16 protein-coding genes are annotated in these 22529 nt (G+C 38.8%); 4 read left to right on the top strand and 12 right to left on the bottom strand.

Going from position 1 to position 22529, the window contains the following annotated elements:
• Positions 1 to 43: 43 nt before the first annotated feature.
• The gene (locus tag AN486_RS12590) at positions 44 to 226 is read right to left on the bottom strand and encodes a hypothetical protein (protein ID WP_152608850.1); all 183 of its coding nucleotides are present in this window, start codon (positions 224 to 226) and stop codon (positions 44 to 46) included.
• A gap of 156 nt (positions 227 to 382) precedes the next feature.
• Here AN486_RS12590 and psaX point away from each other — a divergent pair, with 156 nt between their 5' ends.
• Positions 383 to 502, top strand: coding sequence for a photosystem I protein PsaX (psaX, locus tag AN486_RS12585; protein ID WP_028083170.1), 120 nt, complete (start codon positions 383 to 385; stop codon positions 500 to 502).
• 21 nt (positions 503 to 523) lie between these two features.
• Here the strand turns inward: psaX and AN486_RS12580 are convergent, their stop codons facing one another.
• The 6 genes from AN486_RS12580 to AN486_RS12555 all read right to left on the bottom strand — a co-directional run bounded on the left by AN486_RS12580 (position 524) and on the right by AN486_RS12555 (position 12125).
• Entirely contained in the window at positions 524 to 1393 is an 870-nt protein-coding gene (locus AN486_RS12580; protein WP_039201322.1) for a branched-chain amino acid ABC transporter permease, read from the bottom strand.
• A 342-nt stretch (positions 1394 to 1735) separates the two neighbouring features.
• A complete protein-coding gene (locus tag AN486_RS12575; RefSeq protein ID WP_290600913.1) occupies positions 1736 to 6427 on the bottom strand; it encodes a response regulator in 4692 nt (1563 codons plus the stop codon).
• A 457-nt stretch (positions 6428 to 6884) separates the two neighbouring features.
• Positions 6885 to 9779: a methyl-accepting chemotaxis protein gene (locus AN486_RS12570; RefSeq protein WP_053540586.1), complete on the bottom strand. Its 2895-nt coding sequence runs from the start codon at positions 9777 to 9779 to the stop codon at positions 6885 to 6887.
• Positions 9780 to 9810: 31 nt separating this feature from the next.
• The gene (locus AN486_RS12565; RefSeq protein ID WP_027404670.1) at positions 9811 to 10344 is read right to left on the bottom strand and encodes a chemotaxis protein CheW; all 534 of its coding nucleotides are present in this window, start codon (positions 10342 to 10344) and stop codon (positions 9811 to 9813) included.
• A 7-nt stretch (positions 10345 to 10351) separates the two neighbouring features.
• The gene (locus tag AN486_RS12560; protein ID WP_027404669.1) at positions 10352 to 10723 is read right to left on the bottom strand and encodes a response regulator; all 372 of its coding nucleotides are present in this window, start codon (positions 10721 to 10723) and stop codon (positions 10352 to 10354) included.
• A gap of 178 nt (positions 10724 to 10901) precedes the next feature.
• A complete protein-coding gene (locus AN486_RS12555) occupies positions 10902 to 12125 on the bottom strand; it encodes a response regulator (protein ID WP_053540585.1) in 1224 nt (407 codons plus the stop codon).
• Between the two features lie 1050 nt (positions 12126 to 13175).
• Here AN486_RS12555 and hmpF point away from each other — a divergent pair.
• Positions 13176 to 14930, top strand: coding sequence for a pilus motility taxis protein HmpF (hmpF, locus tag AN486_RS12550; protein WP_053540584.1), 1755 nt, complete (start codon positions 13176 to 13178; stop codon positions 14928 to 14930).
• A 399-nt stretch (positions 14931 to 15329) separates the two neighbouring features.
• Here the strand turns inward: hmpF and tilS are convergent, their stop codons facing one another.
• Genes tilS through AN486_RS12530 form a run of 4 tightly spaced genes read right to left on the bottom strand, consistent with a single transcriptional unit; the run spans position 15330 to position 20062 of the window.
• Positions 15330 to 16358, bottom strand: a complete 1029-nt coding sequence (tilS, locus tag AN486_RS12545; RefSeq protein ID WP_290600908.1) for a tRNA lysidine(34) synthetase TilS — start codon at positions 16356 to 16358, stop codon at positions 15330 to 15332.
• Positions 16355 to 17131: a protein kinase gene (locus tag AN486_RS12540; protein ID WP_290600906.1), complete on the bottom strand. Its 777-nt coding sequence runs from the start codon at positions 17129 to 17131 to the stop codon at positions 16355 to 16357. Before AN486_RS12540 ends, tilS begins: the two co-directional genes overlap by 4 nt.
• A gap of 34 nt (positions 17132 to 17165) precedes the next feature.
• On the bottom strand, positions 17166 to 18728 hold the full coding sequence (locus AN486_RS12535; protein WP_290600904.1) for an ABC transporter substrate-binding protein: 1563 nt from the start codon (positions 18726 to 18728) through the stop codon (positions 17166 to 17168).
• 20 nt (positions 18729 to 18748) lie between these two features.
• Complete coding sequence (locus AN486_RS12530) at positions 18749 to 20062, bottom strand: ATP-binding protein (protein ID WP_290600902.1); 1314 nt, start codon at positions 20060 to 20062, stop codon at positions 18749 to 18751.
• Positions 20063 to 20226: 164 nt separating this feature from the next.
• Here AN486_RS12530 and AN486_RS12525 point away from each other — a divergent pair, with 164 nt between their 5' ends.
• A complete protein-coding gene (locus tag AN486_RS12525) occupies positions 20227 to 20397 on the top strand; it encodes a hypothetical protein (RefSeq protein WP_290600900.1) in 171 nt (56 codons plus the stop codon).
• 11 nt (positions 20398 to 20408) lie between these two features.
• On the opposite strand, the gene AN486_RS12520 is transcribed toward AN486_RS12525, so the two are convergent.
• Positions 20409 to 21443, bottom strand: coding sequence for a LuxR C-terminal-related transcriptional regulator (locus AN486_RS12520; protein WP_290600898.1), 1035 nt, complete (start codon positions 21441 to 21443; stop codon positions 20409 to 20411).
• A 495-nt stretch (positions 21444 to 21938) separates the two neighbouring features.
• Between AN486_RS12520 and AN486_RS12515 the strand changes: the two genes are divergently transcribed.
• Positions 21939 to 22466 carry a hypothetical protein gene (locus AN486_RS12515; RefSeq protein ID WP_290600896.1) on the top strand — a complete coding sequence of 176 codons (528 nt, stop codon included), beginning with the start codon at positions 21939 to 21941 and terminating at the stop codon, positions 22464 to 22466.
• Positions 22467 to 22529 lie beyond the last annotated feature (63 nt).

Below are 22529 nucleotides of genomic sequence, written 5' to 3'. Positions count from 1 at the left end.
TCCCAGCAGGTTATTTTGTCAAAAAAAGAATTTCATAAAACAGCTAAAACCCAATCATAATAACCAGTTCATGCTTTTTGCTATCTAGGTCGGTATTCAATGAATTTAATCTCAAACCAACTAATTTATTGACATTATTCTCAATAAACTTGATTCGAGCTTTAAATATATCGGCGATGGCTACGCCGCGCCGAAGGCATCGCTCTAATATAGAATTGCGTGTCATTGTCTGAAAGCCTTGTTATCATTGGGTTATGGATAATTCCGAAAATTCAAAAAACACCTGCGGAATGTGGGTTACAAAAATATTTTTAAAGAATTTGCAAAATTGGCGCGTGAGTTTGCTATTTCTTAAAAAGTCACTAAATTAGGAGAACCGCTTATGACTGCTAAAGGCAAACCCGCTGCTAAACCTTCCTACGCTTTCCGTACTGGCTGGGCGTTGTTACTTTTGGCTGTTAACTTTTTGGTAGCAGCTTACTACTTCCACATCATTGAATAGTTAGAACTAGATCGGTGCTGTTTAAATCGTGCCTTTAAATAAACCTTTGGGACGAATAAGCAGCACCACAATCATGATTAGTAGAGCTATACCTTGCTTGTACTGTGAACCTAGCCAAGGGGTGCTAACTTCTTGGGCAATACCAATAATAAAGGCGGCGGCGATCGCTCCATAAGGATTACCAATTCCCCCCAAAATCACTGAAGCAAACAAAGGTAAAATCAAAAACCAACCCATATTTGGACGCACTGCTGTAATTAGCCCGTACATACTCCCACCTAAAGAAGTGAATGTCCCAGCAATTACCCAAGTCCACAAAATTACCCTATCAACATTAATACCAGATACTCTAGCTAAATCTAAATCATCAGCTACTGCCCGCATTGCCTTACCAATTTTCGTATTTTGTAGCAAGTAGTGTAGCGATAAAATCGCCAAAATAGCTAATCCCAGTACCAATAATTGATTTTGCGGTACTTTTAAAGTCCCAAATTCTAAAGCCGGAATCACGGGCAAATTATAATTTTGGTTTTTACCTCCCCAGAGAAAAATAATCCCATTGCGGAGAAATAAAGCTAGACCGATAGAGATAATAATCAGTGTTGTCGAACTAGCACGGATAGACCGCATTTTTGACCATAGCAATTTTTCTGCTAGTAACATTCCTCCCACAGTTCCCACGGTAGCCACAATCATTGACAACCAAATATTTAGACCCATAGCATTGACCATGAGAGTCAAATAAGCTCCTAATGTGAGAAAATCACCGTGGGCAAAATTAGACAACCGCAAAATCCCATAGGTTAAGGTCAGTCCTACTGCTGCTAAGGCGATAATGCTACCGACAGCGATACCGTTGATAATTAATTGAGCAAATTGTGTAATATCCATAAATATGAAGTTATGGTGAAATTATTGTGAATTTTTGAAGTTGTTATTCAGTAAATGATTGTATCCAATCATCTTTAGGATCTCCGTCACATTCAGAAATGCCGTTTATGGGTCATCTAAAAAAGCACTTGCAGGTTAATAAGTAGGTTGGCGTTGAAAATTGTCGTTATGGCAAGGCAAAAGGCAAGAGGCAAGAGGCAAGAGTGAAGAGGGTTTGGGCGATTTTACGTTTCTTTACACAGTTTGGTTTTAAGGAATAAAAGCGTGGTTAATCATCAGCACCAGCAATTTTTTACCCGACTGTAAATTACTGGAGGATACTTTTTACCCTAGTATTCTTCATTAAGCTGTAACTACGACGTTTTCTCCTTTTAGCATCCGCGAGGCTGCTTCTAAAAGTGCTTCTTCTAAATAGGGTTTAGTAAAGTAGCCACTAGCACCAAGTTGTATTGCCATTTGTCTATGTTTATCTGCACCACGAGAGGTAAGCATGGCGATAGGTAAGTTGCCAAAAGAACCATCTTTCTGCATTCGAGACAGCAGTTCTAATCCATCACAACGAGGCATTTCAATGTCACAGAAAACGATATCGCAATGTAAACCGGAACGAAGTTTATCCCATGCCTCTTGCCCATCACGGGCTTGTTCTACCCGATAACCAGCTTTGCTGAAGGTAAGAGATAGAAGTTCTCGAACTGTGATGGAGTCATCAACGATTAATACTGTTGTTTCTACTTTGTCAGCGGAGATGGTGTTTACTGATGGTGAATTTGTTTGCTGCCAATTGCCACCGATATGTTTAGACATCTTGCCTTGGAAGATGTCAATGATTTCTAGTACGTCAGCAATGGGCATGATCATACCGTCACCAAGAACTGTAGCACCAGCTACGCCACTTGGTTTAGGTGCTGGTCCTTCAAATTGCTTAATTACAATTTCTTGTTCACTGAGGACTTGATCAACTTGTAAAGCGATCATTGTATTGCCTGAACGGATAACGATGACAGAAATCATGTCATCATTTTTTTTAGTCCCATAGATGTTGCCACGACTAAGTTGACGGTTAAAAACTAAGATATCTTTTAAAGGCTTGAAGGGCAGAATAATCTCTCTCCAGACGATAAATGATTCTCCGTCAGCATCTTGCTGAATGTTTTTGCTGGGAATATTTAGGGTATCTTCCACACCATCCATTGGAAAAGCGATTCTGGTGCGATCGCAAATGCAGAATAGGGCTTTACAAATACTTAGGGTCAGTGGTAGACGAATGGTAAAGATCGTTCCTTGACCTAGTGTGGAGTCAGTACCAACAGTACCGCGAATTTCGCTGATATCGTTATGGACGACGTTCATGCCCACACCCCTACCTTTGATATCGTCTACTTCATCGGCGGTACTAAAGCTGGGGAGGAATAAAAGTTCGTAGGTATCAATCCGAGACATGGTTTTTGCCTGTTCGGGGGTAAGGATACCTTTTTTAACGGCTTTGTTTTTAACTTTTTGATGATCAATACCTGCACCGTCGTCACTAACAGAAATAATGGTTTGGTTTCCTTGTTGTAGGGCGCGAATATTAATGATACCTACGGGTGATTTACCTGCGGCTTCCCGAACTTCTGGGGTTTCAATGCCGTGAGAGATCGCATTATTGACCATGTGAGTCAATGGATCTGTGAGACGATCCAAAATCATCTTGTCAACTAAGGTATCCACTCCTTCTGTGACTAATTCTACTTGTTTACCATATCTAATGGCATTATCCCGCACCCCTCGCCGCAAACGATCAACAGCTTGGGTAAATGGAACCATTCGGGCTTTTGTCAATCCTTCTTGTAGTTGACTAGTTGCTTGGCGTAACTGTCTTGCTACCTGTTCTGTTTCTTCGGTAACAAAGTCAATATCACTGGCTGACTCCCGGACTCGCACGATGAACTCAATCATTTCTTGTGCCAGGATATGGAAGGGCGTAAACCGATCCATTTCAATTTCGCTAAAGCCGCGATTATGGGAATTTCCTGATGGTGGTCCATCATGTTCTCGATAACGGCGACTGGATAGGAGAGAGGCTTCTAAGAGCGATCGCTCGTAGTATTCCTGCATCCTCACTCCCACATCTGATAGATGCTGTACCTGAACCAAAAGACTATCTAGAGACTGTCGCAGACGTTCATGATCCTGCTCTAATGTATTCCGATTTACCACCAACTCCCCGACTAAGTTACTCATATCATCCAGTTGCTTAACTGGAATTTTCATACTTTCTTCTCTTATCGTTCGTCGAGTTGTCGGACGGGGGATGGGGATTTTGCTAGTAGAAGTTTTTCCTGATGCGGCAGACGAGCCAGATATTGTTTTATCAGCCTGTTCTAATAAATCCTCTAATTCACTAAATTCATCTTCTAATCCCAAGGAAGAAAAAGTATTTTGAGAGTTCGTTACTACAGGTCGAACAATTACTGGTGTCTGTCCAATAATTATCTGTGCTTCTTTGTCTCCCACCTCATCCAACAATGCTTCTAATGCTGCCAAATCTTCCCCTGGGATAGATTCTGACTCCTGATTAGTAATTTCTCCTAATGCTGTGGATAAGAGTGCTTCTATCGCCGCAAAATCATCTATTGAAGATGCTTCTACTATATCTTCTACAGGTTCATCCAATAATGCTTCTATTGCCGCAAAATCATCTATTGAAGATGATTGTAATGGGTTGTCTAACTCTAATTCTGAGTAAGTTTCATCCACTACGGCACTATCTGTAGTTATTGCTGTTAGCAAAATTGAGTCTAATTCTAAGTTGAAATCTGCAAAATTAGAGGTAAAATCTAGATTAGTGTCGGATTTAGAAGATGTTATTTCCTCTTCAAACAAAATCAAACCGTCATCATTGCCATCTTCAACAGGCTCAAAAATTTCTTGATCTGCTGTTACTTCTGGAGGTTGAGAAAAACTATTAATTTCTGGTAGAAATAATTCTCTAGATTGGGAAACATTGTTAGAGTTGGCATCTATAAAATCATCAAATAAATTATCTATGGCTTCCGCCCCAGTATCGCTATCTGACGTGAAGAATAAATCAAAATATTCCTCTTGGGAAGTTGGATTAAACCCTTTTTTATCTACATGATTATTTGTCGTTAATTGCTGATATTTTGTGCCAATTTCAAGAGATGCACTAAATAAACTCTCCTCTAGTTCTTTAGCTATATCTTGACTAATTACAGAGGTGTTTTCTGAGTCACTTATGCCTAGATCATCCCAGAAGTTATCTGGATCATCTACTGAATTAGCAAGATTAGTTGTTATTTCTGGTGTACTGAATAAATCATCAATTTCATTGACCAGGGGTGGCTGGGGTTTTACCGCTGTAAATAAATTATCTAATGATAAACTTTCTGGTGCCGATGGTTTTATTTTTGATGTTTTTACATTGGTAGGAATAACTTCTACTGGAAAATTGGCATCTGTATTTGCCGATAAAAAGGAATTATCAAAATTGATTTGAGGTTCTGTAGCTATTTCTGCTATCGCAGTATTTTCTGATTCAGTTGTTTCATCTGTAAATATTAATTCATCATCGGCTATGAAGGTCAATAATTCTTCTAAATTATTACTGCTATTTGTCTCATTTTCAGAATTAGGCTGCCGAGATTGTCTAGAAATTGAGATTAATTCTAGCAACACATCATCTGATGGAAATTGTAAATCTGTATGATTTGACAACAGATTACTAGGTTCTATCGGTTGAGAACTAACTGTTTCCGCTATATCCCCTGATTCTAATAAACTATCATCAAATAAGAGACTTAAATCCTCATGATTATTTGCAGTTATCTTATGTATATTGTCATCTTCAAAGAACAGTAAATCAGCTAAATTGTAATTATTCTCTTCAACTTCACTATTGGTAATTGGTAACTGATAGTTGGTGATATCTTCTAATATTTCTTCTTGTTGCCAATTATTTTCTAAATCGGGGGTATCGCCTTCAAATAAATCAGCCAGAGTGTTTAACTCAGAGATTCCTATTTCTGGAGATTTCTCAGTCACAGTTGATTGATGATCAAACAAAGCTGGATCGGTAAATCCATTGATGTTGGGTTCTAAATTTATTTCTGTCGTATCTGTAAATAAAGTTTCCCCAGTTTCCGTTTCTGCAAATTCTAATAACTCCAGTTGTACAAGAGGAAACAGATTTTCTAATTGTTGACTAATAGTAATTTCCCCATCTCTATGTTGGAGAACTAATTCTTGCGCTTGCTTAATTTCAGTAATAATTATTTTGGCTAAAGTTAAATAACTATTATCGGGATTGGATATAGCCAGGGCTGCTGATTCACACAGATTGCACCAATTTGATAAATTTAATTCTCTACCAATTTTTACTAATTGATGACAGCATTCTTGTAAATTGTTACGGGAAGTCTCTATGTTAGTTTTTTTAAACTGTTGCAACATTTCCCGCAGAACTTGTAACACCTGTGCTTGAAACTCTGTCCAATCCTGATTTTGTTTACTTGGTATCGGTGAATTTTGTATCTGTGGGGAAACAGGTGGCTCTATGTGCAACCGGGTAGGAGATGCGCTACTAGGGTTTAATACTTGATTATTACCCTGTTTTAGCAGTAGTTCTATATGCTCATTCAGCCATTGCATGACTGGTTCAGTTTTTGACATCAAAGCTTGAGCTTTTTCCTCTGATAACCCAAAGGGATTGCCAAGATTGTCTATCAAGGCTTTTAATGTATCACAGATGTCCAGTAGCAAAGACTCTAATCTTTGGTCTACTTGAATAGGATGTTCTTTAAGAATTTTGAAGCAATCCTCAAGACGGTGGGACGTGTGCTGAATACTACTCAGACCTAACATAGCCGCACCACCTTTGATAGAGTGGGCTGCACGGAAGACTTCATTAATCATTTCTGAATCTTCCAGGGTTCCTTGAAGATTCAGTAATCCTTGTTCAATAGTGTTTAGGTGTTCTCTGGCTTCTTCGAGAAAGTAACCTAAAATCCGTTGTTGTTGTTCCGGCTGCATAGTTAATTAAATCGGCTTACTACAGGTAAAAGGTGCAAGAAAAGGCGCATGGCAAACAAAAAAGTTAACAGACTAGTACCGCAGGGCGGAAGTCAAAAGTCAAAAGTCAAAACGAAGACAGTAAGTAATGGGACAGAATTAATTACACAATTGATTTTTCTGTTCCCAGTTAAAAGTTCCCTGTTCCCTCTCTCAACGAGTGAATTTAATTTTGTCCGACTACTTATAGGCTTTTTAACGATTTAGAATGGTTGGTTTATTTACACCGCGTTGTACTAGTGGTCTGTCAAATTTATTTTGACGGGTAATGATCGGAAAAAACTTCTGTTCTTCTCTCCCCTGCCCCCCCTGCCTCTATTCTCCCCCTGCTTGCCTTCACCCGTCATTTTCGGGTTGACAGACTACTAGGCATAGAGGTAGACATTAATTGTTCCTTTTGCCTTTTGACTTTTGCCTCTTACCTAGATTCGATAGTTTCCACTCGGAAGCGTTCCACGGAGGCAATTAAATCCCGGGACACTCCCACTAAGTGTTGCAAAGCTCCAGAAACCCGCTGTGCTTCTTGAGAGGTTTCTTGGGCTGTTAATTCCACAGATTGCATGACTTGGGCGACAGCACGGGAGGTTTCCGTTTGTTCTACGGTATCACTGGTAATTGATCGTACTAAAATATCAATGTGATCGGCTACCTGGATGATATTATCTAGCGATCGCTTGGCTTCTTCTGCTAATTTAGTCTGATGAATTACCTGTTGTGTCCCTTCCTCCATAGCTGTCATCACTGAGCTAGTTTCGCTCTGAATTTGCATCACGATTTGCTCAATTTCTTTTAAAGACTTCGCAGATCGATCAGCCAACTGTCGCACTTCATCAGCCACAATAGCGAACCCTCGACCCGCTTCTCCTGCTCTCGCCGCTTCAATACTGGCATTAAGAGCCAATAAATTAGTTCGAGAAGCAATCTGTGAAACTATGGCAACAATAGAGTTAATTTCCTGGGAAGATTCCGCCAAACGTTTCACTTTGCGAGTAGTTTCTGCCACAGTTTCCCGAATTTCCAAAATCCCTGCCACCGTATTTTCTACCGCTTCGCCCCCTTTCTGAGCAATTTTACTAGCATCACGGGCTACAGTTTCCGCTTCCCTGGCCGCCTCTGCTACCCGTTGAATGGAATATGTCATTACCTGTACAGAATTCAAAGTCACAGCCAACTCTTCTGCCTGTCGCAAAGCATCCCCAGATAAAGCTCTCGCAAAGGTTTCTGAATTAGTTGAACCTTTAGTCACATCCCGTGCCGCCACTTTCACCTGTTGGACAATATCCCGCAGGTTTTGAATTGTCAGGTTAAAGGCATCCGCTACCGCTCCCAGTACGTCGGCTGTGACTTCAGCTTGAACCGTCAAATCTCCCCTAGCTGCTCCTTCTACGTCATCCAGAAGGCGAATTACCTGACGTTGAAGGTTTTCCTTCGCTTCTTCCATCTCAATGGCTTTACGTTGCGCCTCATTGGTAGTTGTGAAAATTACCCTAGCCATATCATTAAAGCCAGTAGCCAAGTAGCCTAATTCATCTTGTGAATAAACAGTAGCTTCCACATTCAAATTACCTTGACGCACAGAATCAAACTGAGCTTGTAAGTCCTTTGTAGTCCGGCGAATTTGTTTAAGCGTGAGATTCCCCATAAACCCGGCAGTAGCTGCACCTGTAGCTCCCGCAGCCAAAGCCATTAACAACCCTGTATTTCTCACGGATTCCCGTTGTTGAGCCGGTGAAATGGAAATTGCCAAAGCACTAACCAGAGCTACACCCAACATTGATACCAAACCGACGCTGCCAGCTATCCACCATTGTTTATGGTCTAAGGAGGCATTTTCAAAATGTCCAAATAGCCCTTGTTCTGAGGTGACAATTGGTTCTGTCCTCGCAAGGTCTGATTGAGTAAATATACGAGATGCTTCTTGATCACCTGTAATTGTGAATAGTTCTTCATCACGATGACTGAGATCCTGATAAGCATCCCCTCTTTCATTAGCGAATGAGTTATTCACAAATTGAGCTTGGGAATTTACCTGACTATCCAGGGATTCTGACAGCATTCGCCTATCATCAAAACTATCATCTTCAGTGAGTTCAAAGCCGGGGATATCACCTAGATCATCAAATTCATCAAAGTCGTTGAGAAAATCTTTGTTCTTGCGAATATTTCCACTAGAGATATTACTGGTATCTTGAGTGGAAACGAAGGTTTCAATCCCCGAATCTACTTCAGCCTCTGACCCAAAAGCCGATTCAAACGCATCTAAATCAAAGCTATCATCATCAAAATTATTTTTTCCTGACGAGGAGTTGAAATTAAACTGCCGTTGTGGTAGTACAGAATCGTTGATAAATGATCCTGATTGCTGATTAAGTTGGGTCTGTGATCTAGGTGCAGATTCCCCGGATATATTATGCAGTAAACTATCTTGGCTACTGAGAGAAAAGTCCTCTTCCTGGCTATTTTGCCAATTATTTCCTATATTATTATCGTTGTTGATAGCCTGTTCATTAATCTCCAAATATGTATTTTTTACACTAGTGGTTAAGTCTGGAGAATTATCATCCATCAATTTATCTATATCTTCATCTTCCCCCATGAATAGCTCAGTCTGATTTTCAGAATCATCATCAACCGACAATTTAGTTTCTGCAAAAGGTGAATAGCTCTCCTCACCATTACTCATGACTGAACTGCCATTAGCTAGATTGTTATTAATATCCCCATGATTATGACCGGCAGAACTTCCTTCTTGCCAAAAAGGTGATAATTCTAATTGATCTGATATCGGATTATCCGCGAGATATTCACTAGATAAGCCAAAGGGATTATCAGTCGTGGCAGTATCCAATGAATCGCTATCAAATTCTAGACTATCTGGATCACTAAACGGATTATGTTCTTGAATATCCAGGGGTGATTCGTATTCTTCAAAGGAGTTCATTTCCAGGTTGCTACCATGCCAATTCCCCATAACTCCTGAATCTAAAGATACTTCAGTTGTCCCCTGAGACAGAGATTCATCATCACCAAAAGGCTGTGTAAACTGATCTATAGTTGCTAGACAATTATGAACAAGACTAACACTTTCTTGATCATCTGTTAGACGCAATACTATTTGATACTCACTCCTAGCTACATCATATTGTTGCAACATATAGTAGATGTGTCCCTTTAGCAAATGTGAATCAGGGTCATCTGGTGAATTCTGCATCAACTGATTAATCACTATCGCAGCTAATTCATAATCTTGCTGCTCATAGGCTGTTCTAGCTCTATCATAAGTTATTTCTTGAGAATTTATACGTGTTTCCATTTCCTCCCTCCCAATTGAATTCCGACTAATTTCACCCTGCCCACCGCGCACTTCGCAAAATTGCTATCTGATCCAGTAGTCGCAAATATTTTTTTTCTTTTTCTGTATCAAATAACCATTCTCCACGCAAAAACGGAGCCATTGCATCTGGTACGTTATTTTGTGGCATTAGATACTGTACATCAAGCCAGTCCATCCCACAAATTTCTTCTACCCCTAAGCCTACTATCGTATCTTGATCTTCAATGGCAATGACTGGAATTTCTGAGCAATCCGTGTTTAATGGCGTTGTTTCCCCCAGAAATTGACCCAAATCAGCCACCCAAATCAAGCGCCCCCGTAAGTTTAGCGTACCTAATAGTAAGGGCGATGTGTTAGGAATTGGTGTAATCTGATCAGGACTAAGTTCAATTACTTCCCGAATTCCCGTGGCTTGCAGGGCAAACTCCTGACGTGAGGGCAGATAAAACCGCAAATGCAACTCACCTTCAGGACTTTCTAGTTGTAATTCGGGACGAAATTGATCTTGCCCTGTACCACTTAAAAAATCTGGTTTACTAACCATATTATTTTCATCCTTGTCCTCGCAGGAGTTGTTTGACTGTTCCTACCAATTCAGTTGGTTGGAAAGGTTTTGCTATATAAGCATCTGCCCCTTGTTTCATTCCCCAATAGCGATCAAATTCTTCACCTTTAGAAGAACACATGACAACAGGAACATTTTGGGTTTTAGGATCAGATTTTAATCGTCGGCAGAGTTCATAGCCGTTCATGCGGGGCATGACAATATCCAAAACCACCAAATCGGGAGGTGTGGTTTGAATCGCTTCTAAAGCTTCTGCACCATCGCTGGCATGAGTAACTTTTAAGCCACTAGCTTTCAGTAGGTCTGTAATCATCTCCCTCTGGGCAATACTGTCTTCAACAATGAGAATTGTGCTCATAAATGTCTATTTAGCCTCCTGATTTAGATTTTCCGTTGAGGAAAATAATTTGCGGTGATGGCAAAGATTAACTGTATAAATTAAGTCTATTATTTCCCTACTTTACTGTGTATGGAAGAGAGTTAAACAACTAAATTTTATTCCTGTGATCACATCTTTTACCCTATCTTGTCCTCAATCAACAAGTCTTATCTCCTATTTGCACACTTGGACAATGATCTAAGTTGAGATATTGTGCTACTAGCATGAGCAATTCTTGATCTGTAAAAGGCTTAGTCAGATAATCAGTTGCCCCTACCATGCTGGCACGAACGCGATCAATAAATCCGTCTTTGCCAGTCAGCATAACAATTGGCACAGACCGAAATACTGTGGAGTGCCGTAACATGGCACAAATCTCGTAACCATCTAATACTGGCATGGCAATATCGCAGAGAATTAGATCTGGCTGGAGTTGAAAGACGAGACTCAAAGCTTGTAAGGGATGAGTGATGGAAATCACTTCATAACCTTGCAATTTTAGAATAGATTCTATCGTCTCACAAATCACTAATGTATCTTCAATACATACTACCCGCCCTTTATGTTTTTTTGTTTCTAGGTTTTGTTTTTCTTTGCTAAGTTTATATGTGTCTGAATATACTAAATGTAGCCAACCCTCTTGCACATAAGGATATATAGCTTTTGCTAAAGTTAAAATATCACGGTTGAGATAGCGAGCTAGTTGGCGTAGAGAAGTTTTTCCATCAGCCCATTTATGTAATTTTTTGACTGTATCTTCTGGTAAGGAGGCACTTAATTTAGCCATATCGGCTAAAATGGGTAATTGTTCTGTAGATTGAATATGTGGGTATAATTGCTTCCATTCTTGCACTTGTTTGGTGATTTTGGCAACTAATGGAGCAATTTCTAAGGTGGTTAATTGTGGTACTATTGCTGTCCCTAATTCAAAGATGAAACTGCCTTGGTGCAAGCTCAACAGATCAAATAAAGTTTCTTGGACTAAGCCATAAATGATTGTCCGAGCAATTTTCGGAGTGATAATATTTTGCTCCAAAAGCGCCCAAATATAAGCATATTCTGGAGAATTAGTGACTGCTAGAGATGCCAGTTGTTTAGATTCAAGCGGCTGTTCGACTCGGTAATAACGGAGATAATCGTCAATCCGCGATAAGCTAGTGTCATCTGCTTGGCAATAGACGATTTGACCGTTGAGAAAAAATACAAACCATGATTGTGGTGTATTTTCTCCTCCTTGCCGATTTTTGAAGGTTTCTTCTCCACTGAGTTGGTGACTTGGATATGATGTGCGGGCTTCTACCCATAATTGTCCAGTCCGTTGTCCTAACTCAATTAGTTGGAGAATACTGCAAATATCAATCTCATTTAAGTTTCCCTGCATTTAGCTACAAAGCACTCCTTGATGTTCCAGTGTTATTATTTGAGGGATTTTGACTAGCTGTTTCATACCTCGCAACGGCACAATGTTTATTTCTATAGGTTAAACTCAGTCTAAATTAATAAATAAAATTTCCGAGTCTCATAAATTTCTTGATAGGCTTCTCCTACAGCTTACTCTTTGCTTTCTGATTTTGACTGTCCATGATTTCTGAATGATATTAAGTAGTATAAAGTAGCAATGCTTACTAAAACTAATTGAGGGTGGGTACTGGGTAAGTCCTAAGTCTAAAAAGCTCTTATAACAGGTCGTTCGCGCCAGCGTGCCGGAGGCATCTAGCTAACATTACCCCAGAAATGGGAGTTGGTTTCCAGGTTCCAATCAAAAATCTGGTTTTAATTTTAATATCCACAGCGGTTAAAACCGCTCGTGTCGTTTCCCTCTCAGGTCTAAAGACGCGCTCGTTTCCCACTTACCGGGTATTCTTATGATAGTTATCCTCAGAGGATGTTTGAAAAGTTTTTAATGTATAAATAAACCCTTCTGGTAAACCTCTCCAGTATTAAATGTTATTCCTTTTCCCTCCCCCCTTATAGAGGCTACGGTGTACACACAAGTTATCGAATCACCATTATTCCTCAAATTACCCCACCCTAACCCTCCCCTTTGCAAGGAGGGGAGGGAACTAATTTTTCCGTTTTTCCCCCGATGCTTTGGGGGGATTAAGGGGGGTAATTTGACTTGTGTGTGATAGCCTCTGAGGAGAGAGTTAGGTAGAGGTAGGGAAGGGGGGTTAGGTTTCTGGAGATTATCGGTTTCATCTAATACTTTTCAAACAACCTCTCAGACTATTGGTTGAGAATATATAATCGGGGGGGGTTAGTAAGAATGATTTTAATTAAGTATCAGCAAGTATTAATATACATGATATCTAAGAAAATAGTTTTATCTTCCTTGTGCTGCTAGACTAATGTTGAACAAAACCAAGTTGACAGAATCATCTACGGTATATCCTAGAACACGGACACAAAGTACATCAAAAGGATTGACGGTGTGCTGTATTTAGCAGAAGTACAAAAACAGAAAGGTGGCTTACTTAGTGGCGGTGGCAAAAGCGAACTAAAATTGATCGCTTGTCAACGTGCTGATCAAAATTGGAGTCCAGTCCCGGACGAAATGATTGTTACTGATGAAGCAAGTAAATTGAATGATGGTGCATTGGTACTGGTGGATTTGAGTCCAAATCGTCAAGTACAGCGGATTCAAGATGCTGGTCGTCCATTGGTGAATATTTTGCAAAATTTTTCCCGACAGGTGGAAAAGTTTAAATTTAAGGAGGAGGAAATTGACCAGTGGAAACAGTCGCTGAAGCTACAAATTCAGGAACTGAATCGTCGGGAAATAGAAATGGAATCCCGGTGGGACGAGGTACAAAAACTGGAGGATGACTCTAAACGGATAGATACACAACAACACTTGATTAATACGTCTCGCACGGAAGTTGAGCGGTTACGGGCAGAAGTTGAACGTAATCGCCGGGATTTAGAAGGTGCTTGGGAACATCTGCGCGTTGAGCAGCGCTGTTTAGAGGAGATCAGATTAAATCTTCAGCAGTCTCAATCTGTGGATAATGAGCGTGGTCAAAAGTTAAGTGATTTGCTTAATCGTTTATCTGCTACATCTGCTCCTATTAATATAGTTAAGGAAAGTCTTGATTACGCTTCTGAATTTGCCAATAAGCAGCAGGATGTTTTGAACTTGCATTGGCAAAAGTTGGATATCCAACGTCATGCAGCTAATCAGCAGCAAAGGGAGGGAGAGGAACTGGTGCAAACTTTGGGCGATCGCCAAAATGAATTGCAACAGGCACAGGATTCTCTAGCACAAGAAATCACCCAGTTACAATCACAAATAACAATAGTTAATAGTAAACAGGAATTAACTTCCATACTCAAACAGTATTTAGAAACTGAGGAGGAATTTTACCAAAAGCTGCATCTTTTGGCGACTAAGACTGTTGCTGAGGTAGCTAAACCGGAAGTTGATGTGACGGCTTTGCAACAAATGCCTCTGAAAGAATTGGAGAAAATGGTGCAAGATTGGCAGGAGAAGTTAGATAGGGATTCTAATTTTGTGCAGGAACAGGAGCAGGAGCTTGAATACAAGCAAGAACTTATAGAAGAACTTCAACAAAAAATTGTTCATGCCACTGGGGAAGAACTAGTAAATTTAGAGTTAGAATTAGTGGATGAACAGGATCTTTATCAGATGCTGAACGAGAGTTTGGTGGGACAAAGACGCAATTTGATTGGACAACAAAAAACTCTCCAGCGGAATCAAGTGGTCTTGTGGCAAAGACAAGGGATTTCGGTGGAGATTAAGGGGGAATCTAGTGATTTAGAATTACTGGTTTCCCAATTTGCAGCCGAGAAACAGCGAAAATCTGCGGAAATTGAGAAGCTAGAAAGTGATATAGCTTTGATACTTGCTACTATTGCAGCAGATCAAGGGGCTATTGATCATCAAACTCAGGAGGTAGAAGTAAAGCGTCAGGAAGTTGATTCTATTCAGGAGCAATTACTGAATTTACGAACTGCAACTGCTGAATGTTGGGGGAGAGTGAATCTTTATCAGGAAGCTTTGCAACCTATTCAGGATGAGCTTGATAGGTTACAGGAGCAGTTAAAAAAGATTTGTGAATCTTTAACTCAAGTGCAAGCATTTGGTGATTCTCAGCTTCAGGTTGTTTTTGATCTGCGTCAGGTGATTGAGAGTTTTATAAATCTACCGGAGGTGTTGGTTTCTTAGAGGGTGTTTGAAAAGTCTAATTTATTACAAAAAAAAGGGAACAGGGAACAGGGAACAGGGAATAGGCAAGGGGCAAGGGGCAAGGGGCAAGAGGCAAGAGGCAAGGGGCAAGAGGCAAGGGGCAAGAGGCAAGAGGCAATAATGTAATCGCCGAAAATAATTAATTGAACCTACGTGAGTTCGACATAACGATAATTTTTGGAAAACTCACCCCACGTAGGAGTCTCAAGCCCTTATGATCTCGTTGAAAAAATCATAACTCCGTTCGCGTAGCGTCTGCGAAGGAGAAACTCCGAACTCCTAACTCCGAACTCACGTGAACCCGAGTTCGACATAAGATAATTTTTGGAAAACTGCCCCAAATATGAGTCTCAAACCCTTATGATCTCGTTGAAAAAATCATAACTCTGTTCGCGTAGCGTCTCCGAAGGAGAAACTCCGAACTCCTAACACCGAACTCAGGTTAATCCAGTCACCTTGGACTATGGCTGTCAAACCACCGGGGAAAGGATCTGTTTGGGAGCGATTGGGGGCTGTGATTAGGGCTGTGAGTTTGTCAATGTGTTCAAAGTTGGGTGCATGGGGAAGTATTTCTTGGAGGATCTGACGCATGACTCGACGTTGGACTGCTAGGGGTGCTTTTTGTAATATTCGCCTGTTTATTTGTAAATTGTCTTTATCACCCTTTGCTGAGGCTTCTAGCCGCCACTGAAGGGCTGTTTGTTCGAGAAATTCTACGTCTGCTTGAAGTAGTTCTGCTGTTTGGGCTAGGTTTGCTTCTACTTGGGGATTGAAATTTTCTCTGAGATATGGAATTAGTTGTTGACGAATGCGGTTACGGGGATGTTTGAGGTTTTGATTGGTGGAGTCTTCCCATATTGGCAGATGAAATTTTTGGCAAAATTGTTCTGTTTGGGAACGGGTGATTTCTAGGAGTGGACGGATTAGGGTAATATTTTCGGTGAGTGGACGTTGCCAAGTTAATGCTTGTAAACCGTCTGTGCCAGTACCACGAATTAAATTGTATAGTAAGGTTTCGGCGCGATCGCTGGCGGTATGTCCGGTAATAATATATTGATAGTTATAACATTGGGCAATTTTTGTTAAGGCTTGATATCGCCAATTTCTGGCTGTGGCTTCACTTTTGACGGGTTGATTGGCTGTTTCTAAATAAAAGGGTGTGTGCCAAGTTTTTGCTAAATTGGCGACGTGGTGAGCATTTGCTTGGGAGTCTTCGCGCCAACAATGATCACAATGGGCTATGGCTATGTTCCATTCCCATTTGGGTTGTAAGTCTAATAGTAATTTAATTAAACATAGGGAATCTTGTCCACCGGATACTGCAACTAATAGATGTTGTTTGGGTGGGAGTAGATTACGGGTGTGGATGGTACGATGTATGTGAGCGTGGAGGGGTGTCCATGTCATAATAAATAATATTTAATCCAAGGGACAACAAGAAAACCACTAATCACACATATAATAACGACGAAGAAAACTTGTAAGCCCGGTATCTCTTCTAATCTGACTCCCCTAGCTAGTAAAGTCAGAAAAACAAAATTGAAAGCAACGCTGGAGAAAACAAAGAGGGGACGGAACTCACGTGGACCATGTTTGATTCTGTCGATCAACCGCAAAATTTTTTGTGTATTTTGTGGTGTTCCTATTATTGTCGCAGGAGCAAGAGGATCAATTGGTTCGATAAGTTCTTTAACAATCCCAAAATCAATTAATACTAGTTTACCATCATCTTTTAACATGATGTTCCTTGGTTTAATATCCCGATGTAAATATTTTTGACCATGAACATAAGACAAGATAGTAATCAATTGTTCTAGCCATTCAATAGCTTGTGCTGTATTAGCAATTCTTTGATTGTCTTCCAGCCATTTACCCAAATCCTGTCCGTCAATTTTTTCCATCACAAAACCACGTAAGATTTCTTGGGTGTGAGGACAGCGAAATATAAAATAACCATATTCCTCTCCCTTGGGAATTCCCGGATGCTCTAATCTTGTTAAAGCTGCAAATTCTCTTTGAAAAAGATGTTTTAACTTTGGATTACTAGATTCAATTAAAACTTTCATAACTTTATGATCATTTTTAAACATATCTTCTACCTCAAAAGTTTTAGAAAATTGACCTTTTAAGTCTTCAAGGACACGATAACGATCAATGATAATATCTCCAGGTTGAATCATAATTTTCTCCCTCTTGTGTTAATAAAATACTGATTTACTTTTGTGGTTTATTTGGACAACCTAACTTTTGGTAATCATAGTCAACAGGTAAAAACATAGCTCCTTCTGTGCGGCAATCGGTGGGGACAAGCCCAACCTTGAATATTTGGGAAGTGTCTTCTTTCCTATCTCCGTCCTGATCAAAGGAAATAGTTCCTGAAGCTCCTTCCATGACCTGGAAACTATCCGATTTTAATTGCTGCTGTATAGCCAATCTTTGATGTTCCACAGAATCATTCATAAATGACTTATCTTTTAGAGCGTTTGTTAGAGCCTTTGTCGAGACTACGGTAGCATCATAAAACCATCCGGCTTGAACACCTATATCACTAGTTCCCCAGAGTTCTTCAGCTCTTTTAACAACATTTTTGTTAGGACTGCTTACAGGACTCCAAGTAGTGATAATCCGAAATTTGTCGATATATTTAGTGTCTGCAAGCGATTTCAATATGTCGAGATTATATAGAACAGTTTGTCCTACCACTGGCAGTTGATCTTTATTCGCTCTAATCAAATCCTTAGCATTCTTGAAACCGTTGGAAGTTTTTCCCTTATTAGCAATTTGACCATCAGGAATAAGAATCAGTGCTTTAGCTCCTTGCTGCTTAACATCATTTAATTCATTATCAACCTTCGGTAGATAAGAAATTTGTTTTTCAATTATCTTATTGTGAGCATTTTGACCAAATTTGCTTTTCAAGTATTCAAAAGCAGATTTACTAAAAGTGCTTTCTTTGTTGTAAAAAATAGCTACTTTGTCTTGAGGAATATTAATTCCTAATGTTTTCAATGTGTCAACTAGTTTATTCATCTGATGGGTAACATCAGTATTAGTCTTAAATAAAAAATTGTCTGGATATTTACGATCAGCTAAAATATATTGTCTAGTAGCCGAAACAGCAGAAATAAGAACTACTTTTCTGTGTTGATAAACAGGTAAAGCTTCTTTAACGACATCAGAGGCATAATGTCCAATAACTGCAATTATGTCTTGTTTAGAGAGCAGTTTGTTTGTTAACTGTTTAGCGTTTCCAGGGTCATTGTCATTGCTATCATTAACGATAATAATTTTTAAACCAGGATTTTTCGGATCATTGTTAAAATCATCTTGAACCTGAGCCGCACCTCTTAACATAGCTTCTGAGATACCAATATTAGCAGGAACAATAACAGCAATAGTGTAACTTTTTCTACGTGCTGCCATTAATTTGGCATTGTTGAGGTAGATTAGAGCTTCTCCGTCATTTTTATTCTGTTTTCTATGCTCATCAAAAAAATCGACAGCCTCTTTAAATTTACCCACGTTCCAAGATGCGAAAGCCTTTTCAAATTCAGAGTTAGTATTGTTAAGAGATTCAGATCGCAAGAGACTTTCCTCCCCACAAGAAATATTATCACCTAACGCATAGTTTTCACACCAATTTTGAGAGAAAATTAGAGTGTAACTTCCATATACAAAAGGCCAAGCTATTGTACATACACATGATACACAGAAGAAGATGAAGGTTATTAAAAATAACCGTTTAGCTAGGAGGGGGCTTTTAGCAAAATTTCTCATATCAGTTTCCTTTTAAGTGATTAAATTTCTGGAAAACGGTTTTTAATGTACTTGGTAAGTAAAGGATGGAAAAGGCCAAAAGTTACCAAATTTTGGCTATCATTATTTTCGACTAACCCAGTTGTACATAATCTATGCATAGATTGCCTAATTTCTGTTTGGGAAATAGAAGGAAAAAATCTATAAAGTTCAGGGAGTGATATTGGTTCTGTTTCATAAGCTAATTTTCGTACAATATTAATTTCTGTATTTGATAAACGTAAAAGATGTTTATCAAATATCTCAGTTATGGCATTATGAATAAACAATGTTCCTTCCAGGAATTCATCAATTTTACCTTGATGATGCTCATTAATATATGGAGCAGCCAATTTTAAAGCCAATGGATGTCCTTGATATTTTTTAATCAGTGTTCCTATTCCCTGACCTGACAACTGAAAATTATCCAATAGGTATTGATAATATTGAGCATCTTGAGTTTTTAAACCAGCTACGGTTAATTCTCTAAATCTGGATTTGTCGGCAATATCCATTTGCCGATGTTTTTCTAAACCGACAAATACTACACAGCTTTGATGTTCTAATTCTGAAACAGACTTCAAAAATAGTCCATAGTTAGAATAGTTGATTTTTTGCTGGTCTGCTGATATTTCATCAGTTTCTATTAGTTGTTCACAATGATCAAAAATCAGTAAGCAACGATGTTGATTTAAGAAAGGAATTAGGCTGATAATTCTTTGACGTATCTGAGGTAGAGGTATATTTCTTCTAGCGGAAAAATATGATTCTATATCAGTGAGAAAATCTGCCAATAAAGGGCAATATGTAAGATCCTTCCAAATGACATAATCAAATTTATCTTTAACTTGATCAACAAACTTTCTTAATAGTTGTGTTTTCCCAATCCCAGGTATACCAAAGACACCCAACAAAGCACGGGATTCTGTAACTATCCATGTTTCTAATTGAGATAGTTCTTGTTCACGTCCATAAAAATCTTGAAGATTTGGTGCTTCTAGCAAATCTAACCGTAATGAATTGTGTTCTGGATCTTTTTCACCACCTAGATGCTCTAAAAGTCGTGAAAGAGTTACCAAGCAATTCTTTTTGCTAACTGTCCTACCCGTAACTTGACTGAGGTATTGGAATAACTCAGGACCGGTATTATTTTTGATGGTGTCAACAGCATAACCGAGATTCTCCATATTGGCATAGGCGATATTTTGCAAAGAATATTCTAAAATCGCCTCTTGACAATCACTCAAGTTCAAATCTATTGCTTTCTCACGCTTTACCCAATCCTTCAGTCCTCTAATTATCTGTTTCGCATCCATAGTCTAGTTTTCCCCTGATATCCTGTTCTGGATTGTATCTTAATTTGCCATAACTTTATTAGTTTTATTAGTTTTATTAACTAAAATACTGGTTAACAATTAGTATTTACAATCACATTGACCTCCGAGATACTTGGTTGTGTAAGGACAAAAAAGAGGTTGATATGAATAGCATTGATAATTCAGTAATTTCACTGTCAGAGTTTGTGAATACCAACGGACAAGAGCATATTTTGCAGTCATTCTCAGTACAATTACTGCAAGTACAAAGTAGTTGGTTTATACAGAGTTATCAAGGAGATGAGGATGATGATCCTATAGTTCCTCCTAATTAATTGAGCGGATATTATTTGTCTGAAGAATTAATAATTCTCATCGCTTCCAACTTGCAAATTTCTAATTCTGGTAATTTACAATGGGCTTTTTTAAGTTCTTGATCATGGGAATAAAATTCTAGGAAACTTCGCCATGATTCTCTAGCAGCTTGCTGATTTCCTTGTGCTGCTTGGACTTGTGCTAATAAACAATAAGCTGGAGTATAATTGCTGTCTAATTCCAGACAGATAAGTAAATGCTGGTGTGCTTGTTCATAAGAATTTTGCTGAAAATATGCCCAAGCAAGATTTTTGTGTAATGCAACTTTAACTGTATGATCTTTTATCCTTGATAAAGTTGCTTCAATCATTTTGATAGCATCTGCACTATTTCCTTGGAGAATTTGCAACCGAGCTAAGTTATTAATAGCAGCATCCGCAGCGCGATTTTGATATTTAATGGCAATCTGATAGTGATGACAAGCATCATCTAAATTGTCTAATTTTTCGTAAGTTGCTCCCAGATTATAGTGAGCAGAACCATAGTTTTGGTTTAATTCAACTGCTAATTCTAGATAAGATGCAGCAAGTGCAAAATCATTGTTTAGATAGCTTTCATGTCCTAACTTATTTAGAGATCTAGCAATTTCTTTTTTTTCTTTTTCACTGAAATCAATACGTCTTAGCACTTTTTTAAATTCCTCTGGAACAGGTTTACTAATTGATAGTAGATACAAGATAGATTTAGTAATATCTTCATTATCTTTATCTACTGCTTTTTCTAGTTCTTTTGTTAATTTAGATGAACTATCAGTTAATAACTCTGGTTTGTATTTAGCAAACAATACAACTAAGTCTGAGCGTTTGTAACGACGATGATCAGCCGATTCATTCTTCGGTTTAAATTCATCACATATTCTTTCAACATATTTTCTGACAGATACTTCTGAAATGTTCATGGCTTCAGCTATAGCCGGATCTGTGTGGCCTGCAAGTATTTTCTGCAATACATTTTTGCGGTTTTCTGTGAGGTTATCAAATATGCGATTAAACTCTTGTTGATTCATTTTCGGTTTAAGTTGCATCAGTTATATAGGCATCCGATTTGATTCCTGATAGCGTTCACGTAGTGTGCCGTATCCCTGCGGGAGCCGGAGCCATCAGGCATAGCGTGGCGTTAGCCATATTTTCCTATGTAGGAAGGCAAGAGGCAATCATGCAAGAGGATTCGAGAATATAAAGGTGTACCGAGTTTTGTATGGCTACGCCACGCAAGCTATCAAAAATCAAATAGGAATCCTATATATTCACTTTTGCGACTATTTTACAGTAAGTCAACATCAATTATCCTATGTCACTATTATGACTTTGGCAATGCCAACTATTACGTAAGTAATCTGAAAATCTCAATCTCTCTCCTGGGGTTGACATCTGTAAGTAAGTATGTCACAATTTCTATCAAAATGTGTGTCACAAAATAAATTTATTAATTTTTGTGACACATATAGGGGGAAAAATTACTTGTAAAAGCAAAGCTTTTCAGATTCAAGAGCAATAAAAAAGTGGGTCTAAAAGATATGAATTTGAAGCAAGCTACTTCTGTATTAGTTTTAGTTGTAGGAATAGGAGTATTTGACATCAAATCGGTAGGGGCCAAAAATGCTTCCACAAAAGCACCTCTTACTACTGATTCCACACAAAATACTGCATCTTCATCATTCACAATTGCCCAAATAACAGAAGCTAGTTACCCTCTTTATGGCTCATGGAAATTAACATTTAGTGTCAATGGAACTGTTTATAAAGGTTATCTAATTATGAAAGGGTATTATGGAGATTTAAGAGTTAGTTACTTTGATCCTGAGATAAGAAAGAAAGCGACTATAGATCAAAGAATGAAACTGATGTCTTCATCACAGGGATTGGTTTTATTAGGATATAACCCTGTTTATGCTGGAACGTCTATTTCACATCCTACTTATGCTGCTGATAATTTTGTATTTGCAGTTCAGCCTGATGGTTCATTAGTGGCTGCTACTTGTGATGATGAAAAGCGGTGTTCGTCTGTTGATATGGAATTTTTGAAATGAGGTTCAGGAAAAATCTTACCACATTTAAGTAAATTATCGCTCAAGACTATTATTAGTAGTCAA

Origin of the sequence: Anabaena sp. AL93 (genome assembly GCF_001672085.1) — a bacterium.
Lineage (GTDB): Bacteria > Cyanobacteriota > Cyanobacteriia > Cyanobacteriales > Nostocaceae > Dolichospermum > Dolichospermum heterosporum.
This window is presented reverse-complemented; position numbering and strand designations above follow the sequence as displayed.